At 38.2% G+C, this 22,697-nt stretch carries 27 protein-coding genes, 1 pseudogene and 1 riboswitch; of the genes and pseudogenes, 3 read left to right on the forward strand and 25 right to left on the reverse strand.

The window, feature by feature from the left end:
• Window positions 1–2 precede the first annotated feature (2 nt).
• Window positions 3–1,493, forward strand: a complete 1,491-nt coding sequence (cls, locus tag BJK46_RS10195; protein WP_014613362.1) for a cardiolipin synthase — start codon at window positions 3–5, stop codon at window positions 1,491–1,493.
• A gap of 20 nt (window positions 1,494–1,513) precedes the next feature.
• Window positions 1,514–2,170, forward strand: a complete 657-nt coding sequence (locus BJK46_RS10200) for an HD domain-containing protein (protein WP_014613361.1) — start codon at window positions 1,514–1,516, stop codon at window positions 2,168–2,170.
• Between the two features lie 53 nt (window positions 2,171–2,223).
• Here the strand turns inward: BJK46_RS10200 and yidC are convergent, their stop codons facing one another.
• From yidC to BJK46_RS10230, 6 genes and pseudogenes are all read right to left on the reverse strand, one after another.
• A complete protein-coding gene (yidC, locus tag BJK46_RS10205) occupies window positions 2,224–3,090 on the reverse strand; it encodes a membrane protein insertase YidC (RefSeq protein ID WP_014613360.1) in 867 nt (288 codons plus the stop codon).
• Between the two features lie 88 nt (window positions 3,091–3,178).
• Window positions 3,179–3,817: a thiamine phosphate synthase gene (gene thiE, locus BJK46_RS10210; protein ID WP_014613359.1), complete on the reverse strand. Its 639-nt coding sequence runs from the start codon at window positions 3,815–3,817 to the stop codon at window positions 3,179–3,181.
• Window positions 3,807–4,610: a hydroxyethylthiazole kinase gene (gene thiM / locus BJK46_RS10215; protein WP_014613358.1), complete on the reverse strand. Its 804-nt coding sequence runs from the start codon at window positions 4,608–4,610 to the stop codon at window positions 3,807–3,809. The genes thiE and thiM overlap by 11 nt, the downstream gene beginning before the upstream one ends.
• A gap of 1 nt (window position 4,611) precedes the next feature.
• Window positions 4,612–5,418 (reverse strand): bifunctional hydroxymethylpyrimidine kinase/phosphomethylpyrimidine kinase, encoded by an 807-nt coding sequence (thiD, locus tag BJK46_RS10220; RefSeq protein ID WP_014613357.1) that lies wholly within the window; start codon window positions 5,416–5,418, stop codon window positions 4,612–4,614.
• A pseudogene (gene tenA, locus BJK46_RS10225) lies at window positions 5,418–6,101 on the reverse strand (thiaminase II). The gene thiD and the pseudogene tenA overlap by 1 nt, the downstream one beginning before the upstream one ends.
• Before the next feature lie 66 nt (window positions 6,102–6,167).
• Window positions 6,168–6,271: riboswitch (TPP riboswitch) on the reverse strand.
• 413 nt (window positions 6,272–6,684) lie between these two features.
• Window positions 6,685–7,041: a single-stranded DNA-binding protein gene (locus BJK46_RS10230; RefSeq protein ID WP_014613355.1), complete on the reverse strand. Its 357-nt coding sequence runs from the start codon at window positions 7,039–7,041 to the stop codon at window positions 6,685–6,687.
• Between the two features lie 180 nt (window positions 7,042–7,221).
• Between BJK46_RS10230 and BJK46_RS10235 the strand changes: the two genes are divergently transcribed.
• Complete coding sequence (locus BJK46_RS10235) at window positions 7,222–7,656, forward strand: YwpF-like family protein (RefSeq protein ID WP_014613354.1); 435 nt, start codon at window positions 7,222–7,224, stop codon at window positions 7,654–7,656.
• Window positions 7,657–7,769: 113 nt separating this feature from the next.
• Here the strand turns inward: BJK46_RS10235 and fabZ are convergent, their stop codons facing one another.
• The 19 genes from fabZ to BJK46_RS10330 all read right to left on the reverse strand — a co-directional run bounded on the left by fabZ (window position 7,770) and on the right by BJK46_RS10330 (window position 22,672).
• Window positions 7,770–8,213 (reverse strand): 3-hydroxyacyl-ACP dehydratase FabZ, encoded by a 444-nt coding sequence (gene fabZ / locus BJK46_RS10240; RefSeq protein ID WP_014613353.1) that lies wholly within the window; start codon window positions 8,211–8,213, stop codon window positions 7,770–7,772.
• On the reverse strand, window positions 8,213–8,410 hold the full coding sequence (locus BJK46_RS10245; protein WP_226957593.1) for a DNA-directed RNA polymerase subunit beta: 198 nt from the start codon (window positions 8,408–8,410) through the stop codon (window positions 8,213–8,215). Before BJK46_RS10245 ends, fabZ begins: the two co-directional genes overlap by 1 nt.
• Window positions 8,403–9,668, reverse strand: a complete 1,266-nt coding sequence (murA, locus tag BJK46_RS10250) for a UDP-N-acetylglucosamine 1-carboxyvinyltransferase (protein WP_014613351.1) — start codon at window positions 9,666–9,668, stop codon at window positions 8,403–8,405. Before murA ends, BJK46_RS10245 begins: the two co-directional genes overlap by 8 nt.
• A 110-nt stretch (window positions 9,669–9,778) precedes the next feature.
• On the reverse strand, window positions 9,779–10,009 hold the full coding sequence (locus BJK46_RS10255; protein ID WP_014613350.1) for a DUF1146 family protein: 231 nt from the start codon (window positions 10,007–10,009) through the stop codon (window positions 9,779–9,781).
• Between the two features lie 392 nt (window positions 10,010–10,401).
• Complete coding sequence (locus BJK46_RS10260; protein WP_014613349.1) at window positions 10,402–10,806, reverse strand: F0F1 ATP synthase subunit epsilon; 405 nt, start codon at window positions 10,804–10,806, stop codon at window positions 10,402–10,404.
• 22 nt (window positions 10,807–10,828) lie between these two features.
• Window positions 10,829–12,241: a F0F1 ATP synthase subunit beta gene (gene atpD, locus BJK46_RS10265; protein ID WP_014613348.1), complete on the reverse strand. Its 1,413-nt coding sequence runs from the start codon at window positions 12,239–12,241 to the stop codon at window positions 10,829–10,831.
• Between the two features lie 24 nt (window positions 12,242–12,265).
• Window positions 12,266–13,132, reverse strand: a complete 867-nt coding sequence (gene atpG / locus BJK46_RS10270; RefSeq protein WP_026067008.1) for an ATP synthase F1 subunit gamma — start codon at window positions 13,130–13,132, stop codon at window positions 12,266–12,268.
• Window positions 13,133–13,169: 37 nt separating this feature from the next.
• Window positions 13,170–14,681, reverse strand: a complete 1,512-nt coding sequence (gene atpA / locus BJK46_RS10275) for a F0F1 ATP synthase subunit alpha (RefSeq protein WP_014613346.1) — start codon at window positions 14,679–14,681, stop codon at window positions 13,170–13,172.
• A 26-nt stretch (window positions 14,682–14,707) separates the two neighbouring features.
• Window positions 14,708–15,247, reverse strand: a complete 540-nt coding sequence (locus BJK46_RS10280; RefSeq protein WP_037542533.1) for a F0F1 ATP synthase subunit delta — start codon at window positions 15,245–15,247, stop codon at window positions 14,708–14,710.
• The gene (locus tag BJK46_RS10285) at window positions 15,247–15,771 is read right to left on the reverse strand and encodes a F0F1 ATP synthase subunit B (RefSeq protein ID WP_096534009.1); all 525 of its coding nucleotides are present in this window, start codon (window positions 15,769–15,771) and stop codon (window positions 15,247–15,249) included. The genes BJK46_RS10280 and BJK46_RS10285 overlap by 1 nt, the downstream gene beginning before the upstream one ends.
• 160 nt (window positions 15,772–15,931) lie before the next feature.
• Window positions 15,932–16,144 carry a F0F1 ATP synthase subunit C gene (atpE, locus tag BJK46_RS10290; protein ID WP_014613343.1) on the reverse strand — a complete coding sequence of 71 codons (213 nt, stop codon included), beginning with the start codon at window positions 16,142–16,144 and terminating at the stop codon, window positions 15,932–15,934.
• A gap of 42 nt (window positions 16,145–16,186) precedes the next feature.
• Window positions 16,187–16,909: a F0F1 ATP synthase subunit A gene (gene atpB, locus BJK46_RS10295; protein WP_037542529.1), complete on the reverse strand. Its 723-nt coding sequence runs from the start codon at window positions 16,907–16,909 to the stop codon at window positions 16,187–16,189.
• A gap of 34 nt (window positions 16,910–16,943) precedes the next feature.
• Window positions 16,944–17,300 carry an ATP synthase subunit I gene (locus BJK46_RS10300; RefSeq protein ID WP_014613341.1) on the reverse strand — a complete coding sequence of 119 codons (357 nt, stop codon included), beginning with the start codon at window positions 17,298–17,300 and terminating at the stop codon, window positions 16,944–16,946.
• 168 nt (window positions 17,301–17,468) lie between these two features.
• Window positions 17,469–18,608: a non-hydrolyzing UDP-N-acetylglucosamine 2-epimerase gene (wecB, locus tag BJK46_RS10305; RefSeq protein WP_103263702.1), complete on the reverse strand. Its 1,140-nt coding sequence runs from the start codon at window positions 18,606–18,608 to the stop codon at window positions 17,469–17,471.
• A gap of 22 nt (window positions 18,609–18,630) precedes the next feature.
• On the reverse strand, window positions 18,631–19,260 hold the full coding sequence (upp, locus tag BJK46_RS10310; protein WP_014613339.1) for a uracil phosphoribosyltransferase: 630 nt from the start codon (window positions 19,258–19,260) through the stop codon (window positions 18,631–18,633).
• A gap of 33 nt (window positions 19,261–19,293) precedes the next feature.
• Window positions 19,294–20,532 carry a serine hydroxymethyltransferase gene (locus tag BJK46_RS10315; RefSeq protein WP_014613338.1) on the reverse strand — a complete coding sequence of 413 codons (1,239 nt, stop codon included), beginning with the start codon at window positions 20,530–20,532 and terminating at the stop codon, window positions 19,294–19,296.
• 20 nt (window positions 20,533–20,552) lie between these two features.
• On the reverse strand, window positions 20,553–21,080 hold the full coding sequence (locus BJK46_RS10320; protein ID WP_014613337.1) for a TIGR01440 family protein: 528 nt from the start codon (window positions 21,078–21,080) through the stop codon (window positions 20,553–20,555).
• Between the two features lie 117 nt (window positions 21,081–21,197).
• Window positions 21,198–21,623, reverse strand: a complete 426-nt coding sequence (locus BJK46_RS10325) for a low molecular weight protein arginine phosphatase (RefSeq protein ID WP_014613336.1) — start codon at window positions 21,621–21,623, stop codon at window positions 21,198–21,200.
• Window positions 21,620–22,672, reverse strand: a complete 1,053-nt coding sequence (locus tag BJK46_RS10330) for an L-threonylcarbamoyladenylate synthase (protein WP_020220238.1) — start codon at window positions 22,670–22,672, stop codon at window positions 21,620–21,622. Before BJK46_RS10330 ends, BJK46_RS10325 begins: the two co-directional genes overlap by 4 nt.
• Between the last annotated feature and the right edge of the window lie 25 nt (window positions 22,673–22,697).

Genomic DNA, 22,697 nt, shown 5'->3' on the forward strand with positions numbered 1-22,697 from the left:
TGATGCCAGAGTTTTTTTATGCGATATTTTATAATCACAATGTACTGTTCAATTACATATTAGTCGGTGCATTTTTATTAAATTTAATCTTCATCTTTACCATTATTTTTATGGAACGAAGAAGTGCGAGTTCCATCTGGGCATGGATTTTTGTATTAGGCTTATTCCCGCTTGTAGGCTTTGTACTTTATTTATTATTCGGCCGACAAATCCAGAGAAAATCCATTTTTAAACTTGAAAAACAAGATCGTATCGGTTTAGACTCTATCGTGAATGATCAACTTACTGCAATTAAAAATGGAGAATTTGAAGTTGATAACCCCCATATTCAAAACTACAGTCGTATGATCCAAATGTTACTGTATAACAATGCTGCCTTTTATACGAACAATAACGAAATTAAGTTATTGACAGATGGTAACGAAAAATTCGATTGTTTAAAGGAAGATATTCGTAATGCAGAGCGCTATGTACATATTCAATATTATATTTTCCGTCACGATACCCTTGGTAAAAGTATTTTAAAACTGTTAGAAGAAAAACTCGAACAAGGTGTAGAAGTCAAAATGTTATATGATGACATGGGGTCGCGCGCACTCACATTACGCGATTTTAAACGCTTTAAAGAAAAAGGAGGACATGTAGAATCATTTTTCCCATCCAAACTGCCGCTCATTAATTTACGAATGAACAATCGAAATCACCGAAAAATTGTGATCATTGATGGTCAGATCGGCTATGTAGGTGGCTTTAATGTCGGAAATGAATATCTCGGCTTATCTAAAAAGTTTGGGTATTGGCGTGATACACATTTACGTATTCAAGGGAATGCTGTCAGTGCACTTCAGTTGCGTTTCATTTTAGACTGGAACTCTCAATCGCACCGTGACAACATTACCTATAGTAGTCAATATTTCCCAAAACCGCAACAGACTCATAATGGCAATATTGGGGTTCAAATTGCTTCAAGTGGTCCAGACGAATTTTGGGAACAAGTCAAATATGGTTATTTAAAAATGATTTCGATGGCGAAAAATGATATTTACATTCAAACACCTTACTTCGTGCCTGATGAAGCTTTTATGGATGCGCTTAAAATTGCAGCTTTAGGTGGCGTTAACGTTAATATTATGATTCCATCGAAACCTGATCACCCATTCGTTTACTGGGCCACTTTTAAAAATGTCGCGAGTTTACTCGAGGCCGGCGCACGTGTTTACCTTTATGATAACGGCTTTTTACACGCGAAAACATTAACCATTGATGATGAAATTACGAGTGTAGGTACAACAAATATGGATAATCGGAGTTTTACCTTAAATTTTGAAGTGAATGCATTTGTATATAATGAAAAATTAGCGAGAGAAGTACGCGAAAGTTTTGAAGAAGACTTAAAAGTATGTAGCGAATTGACGAAAGAACGCTATGCCCAACGCAGCTTATGGATCAAATTTAAAGAGTCCGTCAGTCAATTGCTCTCCCCTATTTTATAACTTAAGGAATGACTAACAAAATGAAACAACAGCATATTCAAGCAGCAGAACAATATATGAGAAAGACACATCAACATGATAGTAGTGGACACGACATCGCGCATGTGTTACGTGTTAGAAAGCGCGCCCTTGAAATCGCACAACACTATCCATCAGCTGACCCTTACCATATCGAAATGGCATCACTCCTCCATGACACTGTTGATGACAAATTGGTAGACGTCAAAAGTAGCCGTCAAGCATTATTTGCATTTTTTAAGGAACAAGGTGTATCAGTAATGGATCAAGAAGCCATTATTTACATTATTGACCATATGAGCTTTCGAAAAACTAAAAAAGTCGGTACACTGAAAACAATTGAAGCACAAATTGTCCAAGATGCTGACAGACTTGATGCTATCGGCGCAATTGGCATTGCACGTACATTTCAATTTGCTGGTCACTTTAATGAACCGATGTGGACAGGGACACATCGGTTAACCGAAATGTATCAACTGTCAGACATAGACGCGGTACCACCATCAGCAATCAAACACTTCTTTGAAAAGCTACTCAAATTAAAAGATTTAATGAATACACCTGTAGCAAAAGACATGGCGCAACAACGTCATGATTTTATGGAAAGTTTTTTACAACAATTTTTTGCTGAATGGGACACTGAAATCAAACGGTCATGAATAGGAAAAGGCTGGGAACTTAGCATCCCAGCCTTTAAGTATGTGCAATATGATTATTTCTTTTTGTTCTTTTTACTTACAACTTGTGTGTTTTTACCTGTTTTGTTGCCATTTTTTTCTGCTTCAAACTTTTTAATTAATGGCGCCACTTCTTCTTTTGCTTTTTTACCATATACCACATTGGCAATATAAGTTTGAACTACAAGGAAAGCTGCTGATACTGACCAATATAAACCTAACGCCGCCGCAGAGCTGAATGAAATCCACACAATCATAATTGGTGAGATAATCATCATCATATAACCCATTTGACGTTGTTCTTGAGGCATATTAAAACTTGACACATAGGCTTGGATGAAGTAAAGGACACCCGCAATGATAGTAATCCAAATATCCGGTTTATCTAAATGGAACCATAAGAAATCTGAGTACTTCGTGATTCCGCCACCAGACGGATATTTTAAGACGAAGAATAATCCCATGATGATTGGCATTTGAAGTATAAGCGGTAAACAGCCTAACATACTTGCCATTGGATTCATGTTATATTTTTTGTATACTTGCATCATTTCTTGGTTCGCTGCCATTTTGTCTTCTTGTGTACGTGCACGTTTTACTTTTTCTTGCGCTTCTGTAATTTCAGGTTTCGCAATTTTCATTTTTTCACGCATCATATGCATGTTTTTGTAATTTGATAACATGAAAGGTAATAAGACGATACGTACAACCAATACGATGATAATAATGGCTAAACCATAGTTATTATTTAAATGATCCCCTAACCAGTGAATCAATCTGTCCATTGGTTGAACAAACGTATTGAAAAAGAATCCGTCTCGATTACTCGGTTTACTATAGTCACAACCCGCTAGAAGTAAAACTACACCTGCAAGCATTGTCATTAACGCTTTGTTCTTCATTTTTCCACCTCTAATGATATATTCACATAAATGATATTTTATCATAGAAATAGACGCGGTGGAAACATATTCCGGCATAAATTGAACTTTATTTAAAATATTGTAAGTAACGTTTCACAGATTTTTCAATATCTGTACTGTGTGTAATTGATGAAATCGTCGCAATACCATCAGCGCCGTTTTTAAGAAGTGGCGCCACATTTTCTTCAGTAATTCCACCAATAGCGACCATCGGAATGTTTTCATCGTATTCTCGCATACGTCGAATTAAACGGATGCCACCTGGTTTACTTGCATCCAACTTAGAACTTGTTTCATATACAGGGCCCACACCAATATAATCGACATTGGTAAGGTCAGACTGATCATATTCTTCAAAACTTCCGACGCTGAGGCCGATAATTTTATCTTCTAATAAATGTTGAAATGACTGTACTTTCGCATCTTCTTGGCCAACATGTATACCATCTGCATCAATTTCAATCGCTAAATCAACATCATCATTAACAATGAAGGGTACTTGATAATGGCGACACAAGTCTCTTAAACGAACGGCCATTGCAGTTTTCTCCTCACCTTGTAAAGATGAAGAGCCTTTTTCACGAAATTGATACATCGTAATACCCGCTTCTAACGCTTCTTTTAAAATACCATCTAGGCTACCTTGTTTGACATCTTGTGTACCTGCAATAAAATACACACGTAATTGTTTTCGATTAAATGTCATTTTCACTCACTTCTCTCTTTTTAATCTCCAATAAATAGGACTCAGCTAAAGTTTGGTTTAATGCATCGATAAAAGCGACTAAAAATGTACCCGGTAAATCTGCACCTTCACGTAATTCAGCTTGTTCTGCTGAAATGTTATAGTACGAAACGGCTTCGATGAGTTGGTCGATAGATGGTTTTGTTTCACCTAATAGAAAACTTGCCACCACCGCGCCTAATAAACAACCTGCTCCGGTAATTTTTGTCAACAATGGAGAACCATTTGATAAGATGACCACCTTACCATCGTGTACAATGACATCCTCTTTACCTGAGAGGACAATCGCGGTTTGATACTTTTCGTAAGCTTGTTGTGCAATGCTGACCACATCAATATCAGAAGCACTATCTGTTCCTTTCATCGTCGTCGCTGTATCCACTAATGTCAATATTTCAGATGCATTGCCTTTAATGACAGCCACATCAATTTCTTCTAAAAAGCGTTGACAAAAATCTTTACGGAATTGCGATGCGCCTACTGCAACAGGGTCAAAAACAATGGGTACACCCATTTGATTCGCAGACTTAGCAATGGTAAGCATGTCTTCACTATTTCTCGTGGTTAACGTACCTATATTGATTAATAAGCCTTGTGTTACCTTGAAAAAATCTACTGCTTCTTCTGGTGCTTCACTCATTGCCGGACTTGCCCCCATACTCAACAAACCATTGGCAGTAAAATTTTTGACGACATCATTTGTATAACAAACGACAAGGGGTTGTTGCTTTCTGACTGCTGCTAAATAATTCATGTTAATCCCACCCATTTAATTTTTCATATGCAAAGTGATTCACTGGACCTCGACCTTTACCAATTTCTGGTGTATGTTGAATCGCTAATGAGATGTATTTTTTTGCTTTAGCTACGGCGTCATAAACTGATTTTCCTTTAGCTAATTCGGCTGTGATGACGGCTGAAAATGTACATCCTGTGCCGTGTGTATGTTGCGTTGAAAAACGTTCACTTTTAAACTCGTAATGACCCTCTTGCGTAAATAAGTGATCGATGGCATCACCTTCTAAATGGCCACCTTTAATAATGACCCCTTTTGAACCAATATCATGAATGAAAAAGCGACCAACTTGATGAATTTTTTCCACCGAATCGATTGTAACACCAGCGATTTCTTCAGCTTCTGGAACATTAGGTGTTGCTACATCTGCATAAGGTAACAGTGTTTCTTTAAGACGATTTCGCACTTTTTGGTCCATTAAAGAATCACCACTTTTAGCAACCATAACTGGGTCAATCACATATGGAATATCCACCTTTTTCAAATTTGACGCAATCACTTCCATCATCTCTGGTGTCGGAATCATACCTGTCTTTAACGCATGTGGCATTTCATCATTAAAGACACTGGCTAATTGTTCTTCTAACCAACTTGCTTCTAAATTATGAATATGTTGTACACCCATTGAATTTTGAGCCACGATACTTGTCACTGCAGCCATACCATAGACACCACAAGAATGGAAAGATTTCAAGTCTGCCATCGCCCCTGCACCACCACTTGGATCTGTGCCTGCAATCGTTAGCGCAATTTTTGGTTTTTTCATCATTTTTCTCCTCCAAATTCCCATTTTTCAAGTTGATTAGCCATATTGAAAAAGTTTCGCTCATGAACCGTGCTTTGTAGAAAGTTTTGTCTTAATTGTTGTTGAACTTTTTCGGAACTCACTTCTGCATATGAATCAAGCCAACGATCAATATAGGACAACAAAGTATCCATTTCTCTATTGTAAAAATCGAACCACCCTTTTAATGGATGATTGGCTTAAAAGTGATGATTTTCAATTGCCATTTTACCTAATCGTTGGTACACATATGGACATGGCGCCATTGCAGCAATGGTAAAAGCGACATTGTCAAAAGCATATGCGTTATAATACATATGTTTAATATAATGGTCGGCAGATGGATACCAATCCCCTCGTTGAATGATACTTTGATAATCTTCACCGACATAGTCCGCTAAAATATGATGCACCTCTACCTCTCCAGAACTCGCAAACTGAATTTGTTCTGTTAAAAATTGAATTTCATCTTTCGTATCCACTTTAGGGATCAGCAGTGCATATATTTTAGCAAATTCATTCAAGTAACGTGAGTCTGCGCGTAAATAATGTTTAACTGATTCTGTCGCAATGTCCCCGTTAAGCATACCTTGTATAAAACCATCATGATAAATTTGTTCAATAATGGGTTGAGCTTCTTGTTTAATTTGTTCAGAAAAACGCATCTTCATTCTCCTTTAATATGAAAAAAGACTACGTTAAAAGTAGCCTTGTTCACACACTAAAGCATGCGTGTCCATGTGCTACTTCCCTACGTTGGTTTCATCCAAATCAGGTTCAGAGGGTCTGAATATCCATTCATCTCAGCCACAAATCGGCACCCCTAGTAGTCCTTCATTTTTTAGTTACCTTTAATGTATCAGAAACCTAACGCAAGTTCAATTATGTAAAAGCACTAAACAAATTGTGAAATATATGTATAATTTAACAAAACAAATGACTCTATTAGATTATTTTACATTTCTTATGAATCATTCGATAAATATTAATGAGAATAAAAGTGGTGATTGGCCACTAAATACATGCACGTATTTAATAGCCAATACACCTCATTTTAAGGTTGATAGATAGACAATTTAGGTAGCAGGTTATATACCAAATTTCACTAGAGCTCAAGTCAATATGTTGAAGATAAAAGTAATGGTGTGAGATAAATCGAATTATTTCAATCGGAGTATATACTTTGAGAAGGGTTAATAAAAATAGGTGGGATGATCAAATATTGGAAAATCTTTGCTTGTTGCTTTGCTATTCATCGTTGAACTCATCTGTATTTGACTCTATCGTTACTGCACCAATTGGAGAGATTTGTGAAACGAGTAATTCTGTAGCATAACGTTTTTCATCATTATGAATATAACGTCTAGTTTGGATTTGCCCGCTTATGGCTACAGTTATCCCCTCTTGGATCGTTTCGTGAATTTGAAGAGCAATGTTACCGAACGCTTTACAATTTAAGTAATCAGTGATGGGCTTTTGTTTTTTACTTAAATACTCTCGCGTGACAGCAACGGTAAAGGTAACAAAGTAACTCTCTTCTTTTTCGTAAAAACTGGGCGGGCGGTTAATGATACCTACTGCTTGAAAATGGTTAATGTTGTTCACCTCCTGTACCCGTAATATAAACGTTTCATTGTGAAATGGCAAAATGCAAATTCATATAAAATTAAAGTATGTATCGAGATATATTTAAGCCTTATCGAGAATTATTTTAAAAATTGCGTTATAATGAAAAGTACCATAGAAATTTCGTAAAGTTTTTTAAATGATATGGAGGTGGCTCCAATGAAGACGTTTAAAGCTGTTCGTTTTCAAATCGTTTCTGAAAATAGTAGCGTGGCTGAATATGAACTCCTAGACGGTGTAATTATTAATAAAGAGAATAGTGGTACGGGTTGGGTGTTAGAAATCGTTATTTCAGATATACATCAAGAACAGATGCAAGCGTACATGGAGGCAGAAACACTTTTAGATATTCGTGTTGTCATTACGCGACCGTCTAATGATCCTGCACTATTTGATGCGACAATTAAGCATATTACACCTTTAAATGGCAGCATTTCAGTTGTATTTGAATGTCATATTTATACATTGCGACAAGTTTATGCGGAAAATTTACTCGAGCAATTGGTCAATGAAGGCATGCAAGGTCAAGAGCTCATCACAACGTTCAATCGCATGATGAAATCTAAACCACGCCTTAAAGACGAACGACAATAAGATATGAGACTTACATACATGTACTATGTTCAAATTGAATCGTGAAAATGATTTACAAAGAACCCATAAAAAACCACCTCATTATGAAGACGAGGTGGTTTTTTATATTTGATTTATGCGTTTGGATCTTGTAATGCAAAAGTCAATTCACAACTACATGCAATTTGACCATCAACAGTTGCTTTTGCAGTACCTTTACCAATCGGCCCCTTGATTTTTGTAATTTCAACTTCTAACACTAAAGTATCGCCAGGCACCACTTGCTTTTTAAATCGACATTTATCAATTCCTGCAAATAAAGCGAGCTTTCCTTTGTTTTCTTCACTATTTAACATTGCTACTGCACCCGTTTGAGCCAACGCTTCAGTAATTAAAACGCCCGGCATAACCGCATAATCTGGAAAATGTCCTTGGAAAAACGGTTCATTACCAGAGACTTGTTTAATGCCTACACAACGCTGACCTGGTTCGTATTCAACCACTTTATCAATCAATAAAAATGGTTGTCTGTGCGGGATGATGTTTTTTATTTCATTATAATTAAAGATTGTTTCCATTAGTGATGTCCTCCAATTGTTTCGATGATATGTTGCCAAAACCTTAAATTAAATGTATTCAACACGTTATCATGGTTGATAATAAAGCCTGTCATTAAACCGACTACAAACATCATGATTGCGATAAAAACAAATAAAGTTAATTTAAAACTAGTTGAATCCATTAATGTTTGTAGCCCATATCTCCATTTAGTCATTAATTCTTTCAATATTGGCACCTAAAGATTTAAGCTTGCCATGAAAGTCAACATAACCACGGTCAAGGTGTTTTAACTCAGTGACAATCGTTTCACCATCAGCTACAAGTCCAGCTAAAATTAATGCTGCGGCAGCACGTAAATCGGTCGCCTTCACTTGTGCCCCTTGCAACGCACTTTTCCCTTCGATTTTAGCGCTACGACCTTCAACTGAAATTTGTGCGTTCATACGTTTGAATTCCGCCACATGCATAAAACGGTTTTCAAATACGGTTTCAGTCACCACTTTATGCCCTTCTGCTGTGAGGAGTAACGCCATCATTTGGGACTGCATATCTGTTGGGAAACCAGGATGTGGCAATGTTTTAATATCGACAGGCTGTAATTTTTCCGGTGCAGTCACTCGAATGCCCTCTTCTGTATAATCTAATTCGACACCCATTTCTTCTAATTTATATACGAGACTTGTCATGTGCTCTTTAATCGCACCTTTGACGAGCACATCACCGCGTGTAATGGCAGCTGCGATCATCAATGTACCGGCTTCAATACGGTCAGGAATGATAGCATGCTTCACCCCTTTTAATGATTCAACACCATTAATGATTACGGTATCGGTACCGGCACCTTTGATATCGCCGCCCATTTCATTGATATAGTTCGCTAAATCCACAATTTCTGGCTCTCTCGCAACATTTTCAATCACTGTACGCCCTTTTGCTAACGAAGCTGCCATCATGATGTTCTGTGTTGCACCGACACTTGGAAAGTCGAAATGAATTTCATTACCAACTAGTCCTTGAGGTGCCTCTGCGTAAATATATCCTGCTTCTTGATGAATTTCAGCACCAAGCGCTTCTAATCCTTTCAAATGTTGTTCAATCGGACGTGAACCAATCGCACATCCTCCTGGTAATGCGACTTTAGCTCGTCCTAAACGCGCCAATAACGGCCCCATAACTAAAATACTCGCTCTCATCTTACTCACATATTCATATGGCGCTTCTTCACTTAAATCTTTCGACGCATCAACAGTTACTGATTGTTGTTTTTCGTTATATTTAATTTTTGCATTTAATACGCTCAATACATTATTAATAGTTTCCACATCACTTAACGCCGGAACGTTGACAAGTTCACTTTTACCATCACTTGCTAACAAAGACGCTGTAAGAATCGGCAAAACTGCATTTTTCGCTCCTTCTACTCCGACTTCACCTTTAAGTGTATTTCCACCTTTAACAATAATTCTATCCATCTTATTAATCCTCCACTATGCTTACAGCTCTATTCTATTTTTGCTCTGAAAATAAGTCTATCTACCCATAACGTATTAACTTATTTTATACACTTTAAACATCTTAACAATTAAAATAAGTATTTAATCTGAGTTGAAAATTGTAATAAATCAATGATAAAATTACTCACACTTGTGCCAATCACTATTGCCAAAAATATCATGATGACTTGTACTTGTAATGGAAATCCCTTTTTGAAAAACTGGTCTAAACGAACGGCGTTTAATCCCCAATAGGCGACACAAATGCATAAAACATGCATTATAATATGTGCTATCGCAAATTGTCCTAAATAATCCATTAATTGATATTGCTCCTTCACATATAATCTCTTTTACTAATTTTACATGATTTAAAGCCCAAATCATACTATAAGCAACTTAAAGAAACACAATTTTTCACATTATAATGCTTAATGACAAGCAATTTACATTTTACTGGCTTTCATAGTTTTTGTATAGAATTTTTGCAAAGCATGTGCCAACTTTTCAGCATGTGAAATGTAAGCGTTATCACCTTGAGAGTCGTCTTACTATATTTACAAAGTCAGTCGATATGTCTACATCTACTCAAATGTGTTTAAGGAAATTTTACAGGTTGCTTCAATGTCGACCGTTACCTTGTCGCCTTGAATAACGCCAAAAAGCTCGGTCTGCCACGAGGGACATACCGAGCTTTTTGATGTGCATATGATTATTTATATTTCGCAACTTCGATACGATTTTCAGCGCGCTTCAATGCACGTTCAGCACGTCTTAAATCCGTATCATCACGATCGCCTTCAAGGTAGAAAGTTGCACGTTGTTTCGCTGATTTCGCACGCTCTAAGTCAATATCATCTGCTGACTCTGCAGCTTGAGCTAGAATGTTCACTTTTTCGTGACGAATTTCAGCAAACCCTTCTGTTACAGCTATATAATCCGATTTGCCATCTTTAGTCACTTTCACATGACCAATACGCAATGGTGTAACCGTCGGAATGTGACCGTACATCACACCCATCTCGCCTGCTGTCGTTTGTAAGACAACAATTTCGACATTGTCTTCTTTATAAACAGAACCATTAGGAGTGACGATATCTAAGGTTAATGTGTTCATTATCCAAGCCTCCTAATTTGTATTAAACTTCTACACCCATGTCTTTAGCTTTAGCGATCACATCATCAATGCCGCCCACTAAGCGGAATGCATCTTCTGGAATGTGGTCATATTTACCATCTAAAATGGCTTTAAAGTCTTGAACTGTTTGTTTAACTGGTACATATGAACCTTTTTGACCAGTAAATTGCTCAGCGACGTGGAAGTTTTGTGATAAGAAGAATTGAATACGACGCGCACGTTCAACTGTTTTCTTATCTTCTTCTGATAACTCATCCATACCTAAGATTGCGATAATATCTTGCAATTCTCGATATTTTTGTAACGTCGATTGAACTTGACGTGCAACATCATAATGCTCTTGTCCGACAATTGTTGGCTCTAAAGCACGTGACGTTGAAGCCAATGGATCCACCGCTGGGTAAATACCCATTTCACTTAATTTACGCTCTAAGTTTGTTGTCGCATCTAAGTGAGCAAAAGCTGTTGCTGGTGCCGGGTCAGTATAGTCATCGGCAGGTACGAATACAGCTTGGATTGACGTAACAGATCCTTTGTTTGTTGATGTAATACGTTCTTGTAGTTGACCCATTTCTGTTGCAAGTGTTGGTTGGTAACCTACTGCTGATGGCATACGACCTAATAATGCCGATACCTCAGAACCTGCTTGTGTGAAACGGAAGATGTTGTCAATGAACAATAACACGTCTTGACCTTGTTCATCACGGAAATATTCAGCCATTGTTAAACCAGAAAGTGCAACACGCATACGCGCACCTGGTGGCTCGTTCATTTGACCAAATACCATCGCAGTTTTCGCAATAACACCACTGTCTTTCATTTCATAGTACAAGTCGTTACCTTCACGTGTACGTTCACCTACACCGGCAAATACTGAAATACCACCGTGTTCTTGTGCGATGTTATTGATCAGCTCTTGGATTAATACAGTTTTACCTACACCGGCACCACCGAATAAACCGATTTTACCACCTTTAATGTATGGTGCTAATAAGTCAACAACTTTAATACCTGTTTCTAAAATTTCTACTTCTGTAGAGAGTTCATCAAATTTAGGCGCTTCACGATGAATTGGGTCACGACGTACAGCGGCATCAATTGGCTCTTCTAAGTCTATATGTTCACCTAATACATTAAATACGCGTCCTAATGTAGCATCGCCGACAGGGACACTGATTGCTGCTCCTGTATCTCTTACTTCCGCACCACGTTGAACACCGTCAGTAGAGTCCATTGCGATTGTGCGTACAACATCATCGCCTAAGTGAAGGGCAACTTCTAATGTTAAGCTCTCAGTCTCACCGTCTCTTGACACATCAATAAGCAGTGCGTTGTTAATGTTTGGAATTTCGTTATGTTCAAAACGCACGTCAATTACTGGCCCCATGACCTGAGTTACACGGCCTAATCCCATGTTTCTTCCTCCTTATAATCAAAATTATTCTAACGCTGCTGAACCACCAACAATTTCAGTAATTTGTTGTGTAATGGCTGCTTGTCGCGCTCGGTTATATTGTAATGATAAATCGTCAATCATTTCTGTTGCATTATCTGAGGCATTCTTCATTGCATTCATACGTGACGCATGTTCACTTGCTTTTGCATCAAGAATCGTACCATAAATTAAACTCTCAATATATTGAGGTAATAATATTTTCAGAATGGCATCTTTGTCTGGCTCAAATTCATAAGTGGCCATTGCACCGTGACCTAAGCTAGAGTCCTCTGGAGATAATGGTAATAATTTTTTACTGCTAGGCTTATTCTCGATTACACTTACGTAATGGCTATAGTAGATGTGTAATTCATCAATTTGTTCATCTACGTATAAATCGATGGCACGTTTTCCGATTGCCTGAATTGTTTTGAATGCAGGCTGATCCGGGATGTCAGTTAACGTATTTTCAAGTTGATAGCCACGGTTTTGTAAAAATGTCGCACCGATTTGTCCAAGTACGATAATACGATACTCTTCTGGACTGTTATGACGTTGTTCGATATCACGAATCATTTTCTTTAACACGTTCGCGCTATAAGCACCCGCAAGTCCACGATCGCTCGTAATGACCATATAACCTACACGTTTCACAGGACGTTCGTTCAACATCGGATGTGATGAAACTCTATTCGACCCTGCGATTGCTGTAATTGCGTCTTTCATTTTTTCCATATAAGGACGAAATGTCATCGCATTCTTCTCAGCTTTACGTAATTTAGAACTTGATACCATGTTCATTGCATTCGTAATCTGCTTCGTCTTTTTCGTCGATTTTATACGTGAATCAATTTCTTTTAATGAAGCCACCATCTCACCACCTTATCTATTTTAATCATCTGTTCAATTATTCTTCTGAAGCTTTAAAACCTTTTTTGAATTCATTGATTGCTGATTCAAATTTTTCGTCTGCAGGAAGGCCACCTGTTTCGCGAATTTCAGTAAAGATTTCGTTTGCGTTAGATTTTGTCCATTCGATAATTTCAGCTTCGAAACGCGTAATATCAACAACAGGAATGTCATCTAAATAACCACGTGTTAATGCATAAATAATCAATACTTGGTGTTCAACAGGAAGTGGTTTGTTTTGGTCTTGTTTTAACACTTCAACCGTACGTTTACCACGTTCTAATTTGCTTGCTGTTGCTTCATCAAGGTCAGAACCAAATTGCGCAAATGATTCAAGTTCACGATATGAAGCTAAGTCTAAACGTAACGTCCCTGCAACTTTCTTCATCGCTTTAATTTGTGCTGATCCCCCTACACGTGATACTGAAAGACCCGCATTAATCGCTGGACGAATACCAGAGAAGAATAAGTCTGATTGTAAGAAGATTTGACCATCAGTAATTGAGATTACGTTTGTCGGCACATATGCTGAGATATCCCCGGCTTGTGTTTCAACAAATGGTAATGCAGTAATCGAACCGCCACCTAAATCATCATTTAATTTCGCCGCACGCTCTAATAAACGACTATGTAAGTAGAATACATCACCTGGGTATGCTTCACGACCTGGTGGACGACGTAATAATAATGATAACTCACGGTATGCTGCAGCTTGTTTTGTTAAATCATCATATACAATTAAAACGTGCTTACCATTGAACATAAATTCTTCTGCCATCGTTACACCCGCATATGGCGCGATATATAACATTGGCGCTGGTTGTGCTGCTGATGCAGATACAACGATTGTGTAATCTAATGCACCCGCTTGACGTAATTTTTCAACTGCTGCACGAACAGTTGATTCTTTCTGACCAATTGCGACATAGATACAAATCATATCTTGATCTTTTTGGTTTAAAATCGTATCAATCGCTACAGTTGTTTTACCTGTTTGACGGTCACCGATGATTAACTCACGTTGACCACGGCCGATTGGCACTAAGGCATCGATTGCTTTGATCCCTGTTTGTAAAGGTTCATCAACAGATTTACGCGCCATAACACCTGTTGCTTTTTTCTCGATAGGACGTGTTTTTGTTGTATTTAAAGGGCCTTGTCCATCAATAGGTTGACCTAATGAGTTCACAACACGACCGATTAGTTCTTCACCTACTGGCACTTCCATGATACGACCCGTACGTTTCACTTCGTCGCCTTCTTTAATTTCATCATAAGGACCTAAAATAACAACACCCACGTTTGTTTCTTCTAAGTTTTGTGCCAGTCCAAGTACGCCGTTATGGAATTCTAATAACTCACCAGCCATAACGTCGTTCAATCCGTGAACTAATGCAATACCGTCACCAATTTGAATAACTGTACCTACATCCGTTACAGACATTTCTGACTCATAGTTTTCAATTTGTGAGCGAAGTAATGCACTAATTTCTTCAGCTTTTATGGCCATCTATGTCACTCCTCCATTTAATCTAATTAATGTACTCTGTTAAATTTCTTAACGAGTTGATTTAAATCATTTTGTACACTACCGTCATATACTTTTGTACCGATTTTCACGCGTACGCCACCGATCAGTTCTTCGTTTACAGTAGAATGAATGATTAAATCTTTAAGTCCTGTACGATCTAACAATGCGTTTGTCACTTGCATTAATTCATCTTCATTTAAAGTTGAAGCTGATTCAACATAAGCATCTGCCAGACCGTGGAATTGATAATACTGCGCTTCAAATGCTTTGAAAATAGCAGGTATTAAATGTAAATTACGGTGTCCCGCAACAATTTTTAACGTATTCATCAAATAAGGTTGTGTTCCTGCAAAAACATTATCTACAATATGACGTCTATCCGCTATTGTAATTTTTGGTTCATAATCGATGCCTTTTAAGTAATCGATTTGACTTTCAACAGCTGTATTGATTTCTGTAAATTCATCATATACCTCGGATAAGATATTGTGTGATAATGTAACATCATACAGTGCTTGGGCATATTTTTGAGCAACGTTAGCCATTACTTATCCCCTACCTCTTTAACGTACTTCTCTATTAAAGCTTTTTGATCTTGTTCAGAGATTTCTTTACGTAATACTTTTGATGCAATCAGTACTGAGAGTTCCGAAACTTGATTATTAATTTCTGCTAATGCACGTTCTTTTTCACTCTTAATTTCACTTTGTGCCGTTTCAAGCATACCATTGGCACGTTGATTTGCTTCATGAAGGATTTCTTCTTGTTGACGTCTTGCTTGTAACTTGGCATCTTCAAGAATTTTATGAACTTCATCTTGTGTTTCTTTAAGTTTTTGTCTATTTTCTTCTTCTAAACGTTGCGCATTCAATTTTGCACGTTCTGCATCATCAATGTCTTGATTAATTGAACGCTCACGATCGTCCATGACTTTTTTAAGTGGTCCCCAAGCAAACTTTCTAAGTAGTGCGAGTAAAATGAGGAAAGTTACTACTGTTACAATAATATCCCCAATGTTCACGCCACCACCTGCTGCTGCAAGGGTAAATAAATTAGCAGTCACTATGATGTACACTCCTTTCAACCATTTCATCTGTTCAAATAATAAAAACGAATGGCGAAAGCCTAATCTGTACTAGACCTCGCCCTGACAAATGTTTTTCATATGTAAAAATAAGAAATTAACAAATGTCTTTATTACGTCATGCTTCCTAACTGATTAGCTTCGATTAAATGAATAATACGATGAATGTGATAACTACACCGATGATAGGAAGTGCCTCTACTAAACCAATACCGATGAACATAATTGACATTAATTGTGTACGAGCTTCTGGTTGACGTGCCACACCTTCAACTGTTCTAGAAACGATTAAACCGTTACCAATACCTGCACCTAATGCTGATAAACCGATTGCGATTGCTGCTGCGATTAAATTCATTATATAAATCCTCCTAATTGTTTTTAAATTTTAATTTTTATTTTAATGGTTGTCTGCTACTTTATGTGACATATACACCATTGATAACATGATAAAGATATAGGCTTGGATTGAGCCTACGAAAATTGAAAAACCTTGCCAAATAATCAATCCAGGAATACCAATAATAAAACCAAATGCTACTGTTAAAGTCACTTTTGAAAGTAACCCTAATAAAATCTCACCGGCATAAATGTTACCGTACAGACGTAGACCTAACGTCAATGTCGATGCAAACTCTTCAAAGACATTAATAGGAAGTAGTGCCAAATACGGTTTACTGTAGCCTTTAAGATAAGCTTTAGGACCTCGCATTTTAACACCATAGTAATGGGTTAAAAGGACCATCATCGTTGCGAGTGTCAAAGTCACATGTGCATCAGCAGTTGGTGACTTCCACCATAGTGTATGACCGTTCACAAACTGCAATGGAAGCCCTAGCATATTCGCCACAAAAATGAATAAAATTAAAGTGACGGCTAAGAAGTGAAATTGTCCACCTTTTGACCAGGCCATATTACTTTCGATGATGCCACGGACAAAGTCAAAAACCCATTCGATGAAGTTTTGTGCGCCTTTTGGTCTTTTCTGGAGGTTGCGCGTACATAAGACTGCAATAACAAATACTATCACTGCTGTTACTAATAACATCATAATAGTAGATAAGTTGAAATTAATATCTACTCCGAGAAAATGCCAAGTCACCACGGGATGTTTGTGATCCATTCTAGATTTCACCTCTTTTCAAAATATAATTCAATCACGATTCCTTCTTTAACAAAGGACGAAAAACCATTAACACATATGAAACCATCAATCCTATGAGCACGCCGAGTATATGTATTTGCGCTTGAAATAGTACCCATATGACACATGCCAATATAGCGACGAGATAGCGCCAACCATTCCCAGTTGAAATAGGTTCTGCTGAGAAACGCTTTGCCCGCCATAAATAATATTCAAAAATGCACGTATTCACTATAGATGCTATTATCCCTACGATGAGCCCAAGTACAATCGGTTGTTGCACGTCTAAAGAATAGAGGATTAATAGCCCTGCTAAAATCGTAGCGTAATATGTTAAAAACGGCTGAAACATTTTATAAAAACGATTCATATTGAGCCTCTTTTCTGCCTTAAGACACAATTCTGAAAGCCGTTCCATACATACAACTTTCATAATAATATAGGGCGAAAAGTGTGTCAATTGCACAATTAAAAGGGTCAATTTTTATAAATTGAATTGTCACATATTTGACACATTCGTCCCTATTAAAATGTCACTTTACTTGTCCACTCGAAATGGAGCGGGTTTTTGATCGATTAAACCGTAAAAGTATTTAATATTTTCACAAATACGTTGTGACGCTTGCCCATCACCATACGGATTTTGTGCGACACTCATCGCTTCATACAACGCTTCATCAGTTAATAAAGCTTTAGTTGCTTCGTAAACATCCGCTTCTTCAGTACCGACGAGTCGGAGTGTCCCCGCTTCCACGCCTTCTGGACGCTCTGTTGTATCTCTTAATACGAGCACAGGCTTGCCGAGTGAAGGTGCTTCTTCTTGTACACCACCTGAATCTGTCAAAATAAAGTGCGCTTGATGTGCAAAGTTATGAAAATCAACAACTTCGAGTGGTTCAATTAATTCAATACGTTCATGATTACTTAAATGTTTATAAGCAATTTCACGTACTTTAGGATTTTTATGCATTGGGTAGACGATGACCGCATCTTCAAATTCCTCAACAATGCGTCTAGCCGCTTTAAAAATATGATGCATAGGTTCACCAATATTTTCGCGACGGTGCGCAGTGAGTAAGATAATACGCTTATCTTGATGACGTTGAATGATGTCTGATTGGTATTGTGGATCGACAGTCGTATGCATAGCGTCAATCGCTGTGTTACCCGTTACAACAACCTTTTCAGGGTCTTTGTTTTCTTGCAATAAGTTTGCTTGTGCCTGTTCAGTCGGTGCAAAATGTAAATCAGCCATAATACCGGTCATTTGACGATTCATTTCTTCTGGGAATGGAGAATACTTATTCCAAGTTCGTAACCCGGCTTCAACGTGGCCAATGCTAATCTCGTTGTAAAATGCAGCGAGACTTCCTGCAAAAGTTGTTGTCGTATCTCCATGGACCAATATCATATCTGGTTGTGCCTTTTTGATGACATCTTCTAACCCGAGTAATACGCGTGATGTCACTTCTGATAACGTCTGCCCCTGTTTCATCACGTTTAAATCATAATCAGGTTCAATTCCAAACGTATCTAATACAGAATCTAACATTTCACGGTGTTGTGCAGTGACCACGACTATAGGTTCTAATGCTTCATCTTTTTTGAGCTGTAAAACGAGCGGTGCCATTTTAATCGCTTCAGGCCTAGTACCAAAAATCGTCACTATCCTTTTCATGTCAATGCGCTCCTTGTATGAATTATTTTGTACCGAATAGACGGTCTCCAGCATCGCCGAGACCAGGGATGATATAAGCATTGTCATCTAACTTTTCATCCAATGCGGCAATAAAAATATCCACATCTTCATGTGCTGCTTGAAGTTTTTCCACGCCTTCTGGAGCGGCAATTAAACACATAAAGCGAATATGTTTCGCGCCTCGCTTTTTCAATGAGTTAATTGCTTCGATCGCTGATGCACCCGTTGCAAGCATTGGGTCGACTACGATGATTTCGCGTTCTTCAATATCTTGTGGTAGTTTCACAAAATATTCGATCGCTTCAAGTGTTTCAGGGTCACGATATAAACCGACATGACCTATTCTTGCTGCAGGGACAAGGTTTAAAATACCTGTTGTCATACCAAGACCCGCGCGTAAAATTGGAACAAAAGCGAGCTTTTTGCCTGATAAGCGTTTCGCAATCGCTTTCGTAACAGGTGTTTCGATTTCAACCTCTTGAAGCTCTAAATCACGTGTCACTTCATAAGCCATTAACATGCCTACTTCATCAACTAATTCACGAAATGCTTTTGTACCAGTATTCACATCTCGAATAAAGCTTAACTTATGTTGGATTAAAGGGTGATCAAATACATGTACTTTACCCATGATATTGCCTCCGTTTGTTCTAAAATAATTGGTTTATTGATATAAAGGGAATTTTTCAGTCAACGCTTGAACACGTGACTTCGCATCTGCTAAAACTTTCTGATCTTCATGGTTTTTAAGAACGTCGCTTATAATACGACCAACCTCTTCAAAAGCATTTTCATCAAAACCACGTGTTGTTGCAGCTGGAGTACCTAAACGGATACCGCTTGTAACAAAAGGTTTCTCTTGATCGAATGGAATCGTATTTTTGTTACATGTAATACCAATTTCATCAAGTGCCTCTTCTGCTACTTTACCTGTAATGCCTACAGAACCTTTAACATCTACTGATACAAGATGGTTATCTGTACCACCAGATACAATTCTAAAGCCATTATCTTTTAAAGTTTTTGCAAGCATTTGCGCATTTTTAATCACTTGTTGTTGATACGTTTTAAATTCTGGTTGTAATGCTTCTCCAAATGCAACAGCTTTCGCAGCGATCACATGCTCAAGTGGACCACCTTGAATGCCAGGGAAAATTGTTTTATCAATCTCTTTTTTATATTCTTCTTTGCATAAAATCATACCGCCACGAGGACCACGTAACGTTTTATGCGTTGTTGTTGTAACGAAATCCGCAAATTCAACTGGGTTTTGGTGAAGACCCGCTGCAACAAGCCCTGCAATATGCGCCATATCTACCATTAACTTTGCGCCAACTTCATCAGCAATTTCTTTAAATTTCTTGAAGTCGATTGAACGTGAATAAGCAGATGCACCCGCTACGATTAATTTAGGCTTGTGTTCTTTTGCTAACTTACGAACTTCTTCATAGTCAATATGCTCTTCGTCTTTAGTTACACCATATTCCACAAAGTTGTAGAACTTACCACTAAAGTTAACTGGTGAACCGTGCGTTAAGTGACCGCCATGACTTAAATTCATACCGAGTACTGTGTCACCATGTTCAAGTGCAACAAGATATACAGCCATATTCGCTTGTGAACCAGAATGCGGTTGGACATTGACATGTTCAGCATTGAAAAGTGCTTTTGCTCTATCAATTGCAAGCTGTTCCGTTTGGTCTACAAATACGCATCCCCCATAGTAACGGCGTCCAGGATAACCTTCAGCATATTTATTCGTCATGACTGAACCTTGTGCTTCCATGACTGCTTCAGAAACAAAGTTCTCAGATGCAATTAACTCAATGCTTGTGTTTTGACGATGAAACTCTTTTTGAATACTTTCAAATACAGACTTATCTTGTTTAGCAAGAAATGACATAGACAATTCCCTCTTTTCTGTTAAAGTTGATATTTAGCACGTTCGCCCCCGATTTTTTTCGGTCGAGATGTTGCTACAGTCACAATTGCTTGGCCAACTTGTTTCACTGTAGTCCGAACAGGTACTGCCACATGCTTCAGATGCATACCAATCAATGTTTGACCGATATCAATACCTTTGTCAGCTCGAATATGTTCGACTACCATGGGTGCTTCCATATGACGATACGCATGCGTTGATAAAGAACCCCCAGCATGCACATCTGGAACGACAGAGACTTCAGTCATCACGTATGGATCAAAGTCTTTACGTTCAATAGTAATGGCACGATTGATATGTTCACAACCTTGAAATGCAAATGAAACACCTGTCTCCTGTTGAATCTTAACAAGTGCTTCGAAAATTTCCTGAGCGACATCTATCGAGCCAGTCGTCCCTATACGCTCCCCTTGAACTTCAGAAGTCGAACAACCTATGACACATATCTCACCTTCATTAAAAAACGATTGGGCTTTAAGTTCTTCTAATAATTGATTTAAATCCTGCATACCGTTACCCCCTTGTTCATCGGATGAGTCAAAAAAACAATAATGAAAGGACTACGAAACATGCTATACGTCCTTTATTATAACTTATTTTTTCTTTAACTTATACTGATTATACAATTATTCTGTCACTAATTTAGACTTTAACTTGTCGATCATCCGTGTCAACTGTTCAAAGACTTGTTCATACGTTTCATACTGCCCGCCATAAGGATCTTCTACTGGCAAATCTTCATCCACATAATCGTTTAATGCATACACATTCACTTGCGGGCCATACATCGCTTGAATCATTTGGCGATGTGCAGTCGTCATCGTTAAAATCAAATCCGCTTCAGCATCCCCTGCATCAAACAATTGTGCACCCTTCGGTATCGGTAATTCATGACGTTGTAATAATTCGCGACTATGTGACGATATCGGTTGCCCTTCTTGTGCCATCAGCCCTCTTGAAACAATTTCAAAGTCTGGCATTAATTGTTTCGCAATACTTTCGGCTAATGGACTACGACACGTGTTGCCCGTACATACAAATACGATTTTCATAACGACTCACCCTTTACGACTTGTTGACTGACCGCTTTAAGCATCCGATTTCTCAACGCTTCAGTGTCAAAGTTATCTTCAAATCCATAAATGTATGCCATGTCGACATCATTGAGTTGGTCCAGTTGATGTAACACGTCATATAGATTATGGTTTGCACCTTGAATATCGGATTCACTTTCACTTATGACAATGACTTGCGCACTTGCTGGCAAAAACTTTTTCTTCGTTTCAGGGACGATAAATGCGATTTTCGACCAGTCTTCATGTGCGTCTTCGTGAATCGGTGCATTGAGTTGCGTTATCATTTTAAGAGGCGTTGACGGCGCATAATGACGATATTTCATCCCTGGCGCAATCGGTTTTTCAGTAGCTAGTGGACTGTGAACTTCGACAGATTGTGGTAAAATATCATTCAACATGTTGCGCGTTATCGTCCCTGGTCGCGCAATGCGAAATGGAAATGATGTACAATCTACAACTGTACTTTCAAGTCCTGCATCACTTTGCGTCGATCGCATGATGCCCTCCACCCGATGATTCAAATCATGAAACGCATGTTCAAACGTTGTTGGGGAAGGTCGTCCACTTAAATTTGCACTCGGTGCTGCAATCGGCAAATCGACTGCTTTTAATAATGCTAATGCTACAGGGTGACTCGGCATACGCACTGCCACAGAATTCAATCCACCTGTCACCCGATCACATAAAAATCCTTGTTTTAACGGTAATATAAAGGTAATCGGCCCCGGCCAAAAAGCTTCCATTAACTTACGTGTCGACTCCGAAATATCTGCTACAAAATCGTCAAGCTGATCCGTATCATGAATGTGCACAATTAAAGGGTTATCGGAAGGACGCCCTTTTGCTTCATAAATTTTACGAATGGCCGTATCGTCTTTCGCATTTCCACCTAAACCGTAAACTGTTTCTGTCGGTAGCACGACAAGACCGCCATCTTGTAAAGTTTTTACAATTTCTGGTAATTTTGGATATTCTTCTAATCGTGTTGTATAATCTCGAACATCCCAAATTTTCGTTTCTGACATTAACGTCCACCTCTCCTTCTCTTCT

It is taken from the genome of Staphylococcus pseudintermedius (assembly GCF_001792775.2).
GTDB lineage: Bacteria > Bacillota > Bacilli > Staphylococcales > Staphylococcaceae > Staphylococcus > Staphylococcus pseudintermedius.

Excerpts from the sequence above, each read along its gene's own strand:
- cls (WP_014613362.1), top strand. The coding sequence starts at position 3 with ATGCCAGAGTTTTTTTATGCGATATTTTATAATCACAATGTACTGTTC.
- BJK46_RS10200 (WP_014613361.1), top strand. The coding sequence starts at position 1,514 with ATGAAACAACAGCATATTCAAGCAGCAGAACAATATATGAGAAAGACA.
- yidC (WP_014613360.1), bottom strand. The coding sequence starts at position 3,090 with ATGAAGAACAAAGCGTTAATGACAATGCTTGCAGGTGTAGTTTTACTT.
- thiE (WP_014613359.1), bottom strand. The coding sequence starts at position 3,817 with ATGACATTTAATCGAAAACAATTACGTGTGTATTTTATTGCAGGTACA.
- thiM (WP_014613358.1), bottom strand. The coding sequence starts at position 4,610 with ATGAATTATTTAGCAGCAGTCAGAAAGCAACAACCCCTTGTCGTTTGT.
- thiD (WP_014613357.1), bottom strand. The coding sequence starts at position 5,418 with ATGAAAAAACCAAAAATTGCGCTAACGATTGCAGGCACAGATCCAAGT.
- BJK46_RS10235 (WP_014613354.1), top strand. The coding sequence starts at position 7,222 with ATGAAGACGTTTAAAGCTGTTCGTTTTCAAATCGTTTCTGAAAATAGT.
- fabZ (WP_014613353.1), bottom strand. The coding sequence starts at position 8,213 with ATGGAAACAATCTTTAATTATAATGAAATAAAAAACATCATCCCGCAC.
- BJK46_RS10245 (WP_226957593.1), bottom strand. The coding sequence starts at position 8,410 with ATGACTAAATGGAGATATGGGCTACAAACATTAATGGATTCAACTAGT.
- murA (WP_014613351.1), bottom strand. The coding sequence starts at position 9,668 with ATGGATAGAATTATTGTTAAAGGTGGAAATACACTTAAAGGTGAAGTC.
- BJK46_RS10255 (WP_014613350.1), bottom strand. The coding sequence starts at position 10,009 with ATGGATTATTTAGGACAATTTGCGATAGCACATATTATAATGCATGTT.
- BJK46_RS10260 (WP_014613349.1), bottom strand. The coding sequence starts at position 10,806 with ATGAACACATTAACCTTAGATATCGTCACTCCTAATGGTTCTGTTTAT.
- atpD (WP_014613348.1), bottom strand. The coding sequence starts at position 12,241 with ATGGGATTAGGCCGTGTAACTCAGGTCATGGGGCCAGTAATTGACGTG.
- atpA (WP_014613346.1), bottom strand. The coding sequence starts at position 14,681 with ATGGCCATAAAAGCTGAAGAAATTAGTGCATTACTTCGCTCACAAATT.
- BJK46_RS10280 (WP_037542533.1), bottom strand. The coding sequence starts at position 15,247 with ATGGCTAACGTTGCTCAAAAATATGCCCAAGCACTGTATGATGTTACA.
- atpE (WP_014613343.1), bottom strand. The coding sequence starts at position 16,144 with ATGAATTTAATCGCAGCAGCAATCGCAATCGGTTTATCAGCATTAGGT.
- atpB (WP_037542529.1), bottom strand. The coding sequence starts at position 16,909 with ATGGATCACAAACATCCCGTGGTGACTTGGCATTTTCTCGGAGTAGAT.
- BJK46_RS10300 (WP_014613341.1), bottom strand. The coding sequence starts at position 17,300 with ATGAATCGTTTTTATAAAATGTTTCAGCCGTTTTTAACATATTACGCT.
- wecB (WP_103263702.1), bottom strand. The coding sequence starts at position 18,608 with ATGAAAAGGATAGTGACGATTTTTGGTACTAGGCCTGAAGCGATTAAA.
- upp (WP_014613339.1), bottom strand. The coding sequence starts at position 19,260 with ATGGGTAAAGTACATGTATTTGATCACCCTTTAATCCAACATAAGTTA.
- BJK46_RS10315 (WP_014613338.1), bottom strand. The coding sequence starts at position 20,532 with ATGTCATTTCTTGCTAAACAAGATAAGTCTGTATTTGAAAGTATTCAA.
- BJK46_RS10320 (WP_014613337.1), bottom strand. The coding sequence starts at position 21,080 with ATGCAGGATTTAAATCAATTATTAGAAGAACTTAAAGCCCAATCGTTT.
- BJK46_RS10325 (WP_014613336.1), bottom strand. The coding sequence starts at position 21,623 with ATGAAAATCGTATTTGTATGTACGGGCAACACGTGTCGTAGTCCATTA.
- BJK46_RS10330 (WP_020220238.1), bottom strand. The coding sequence starts at position 22,672 with ATGTCAGAAACGAAAATTTGGGATGTTCGAGATTATACAACACGATTA.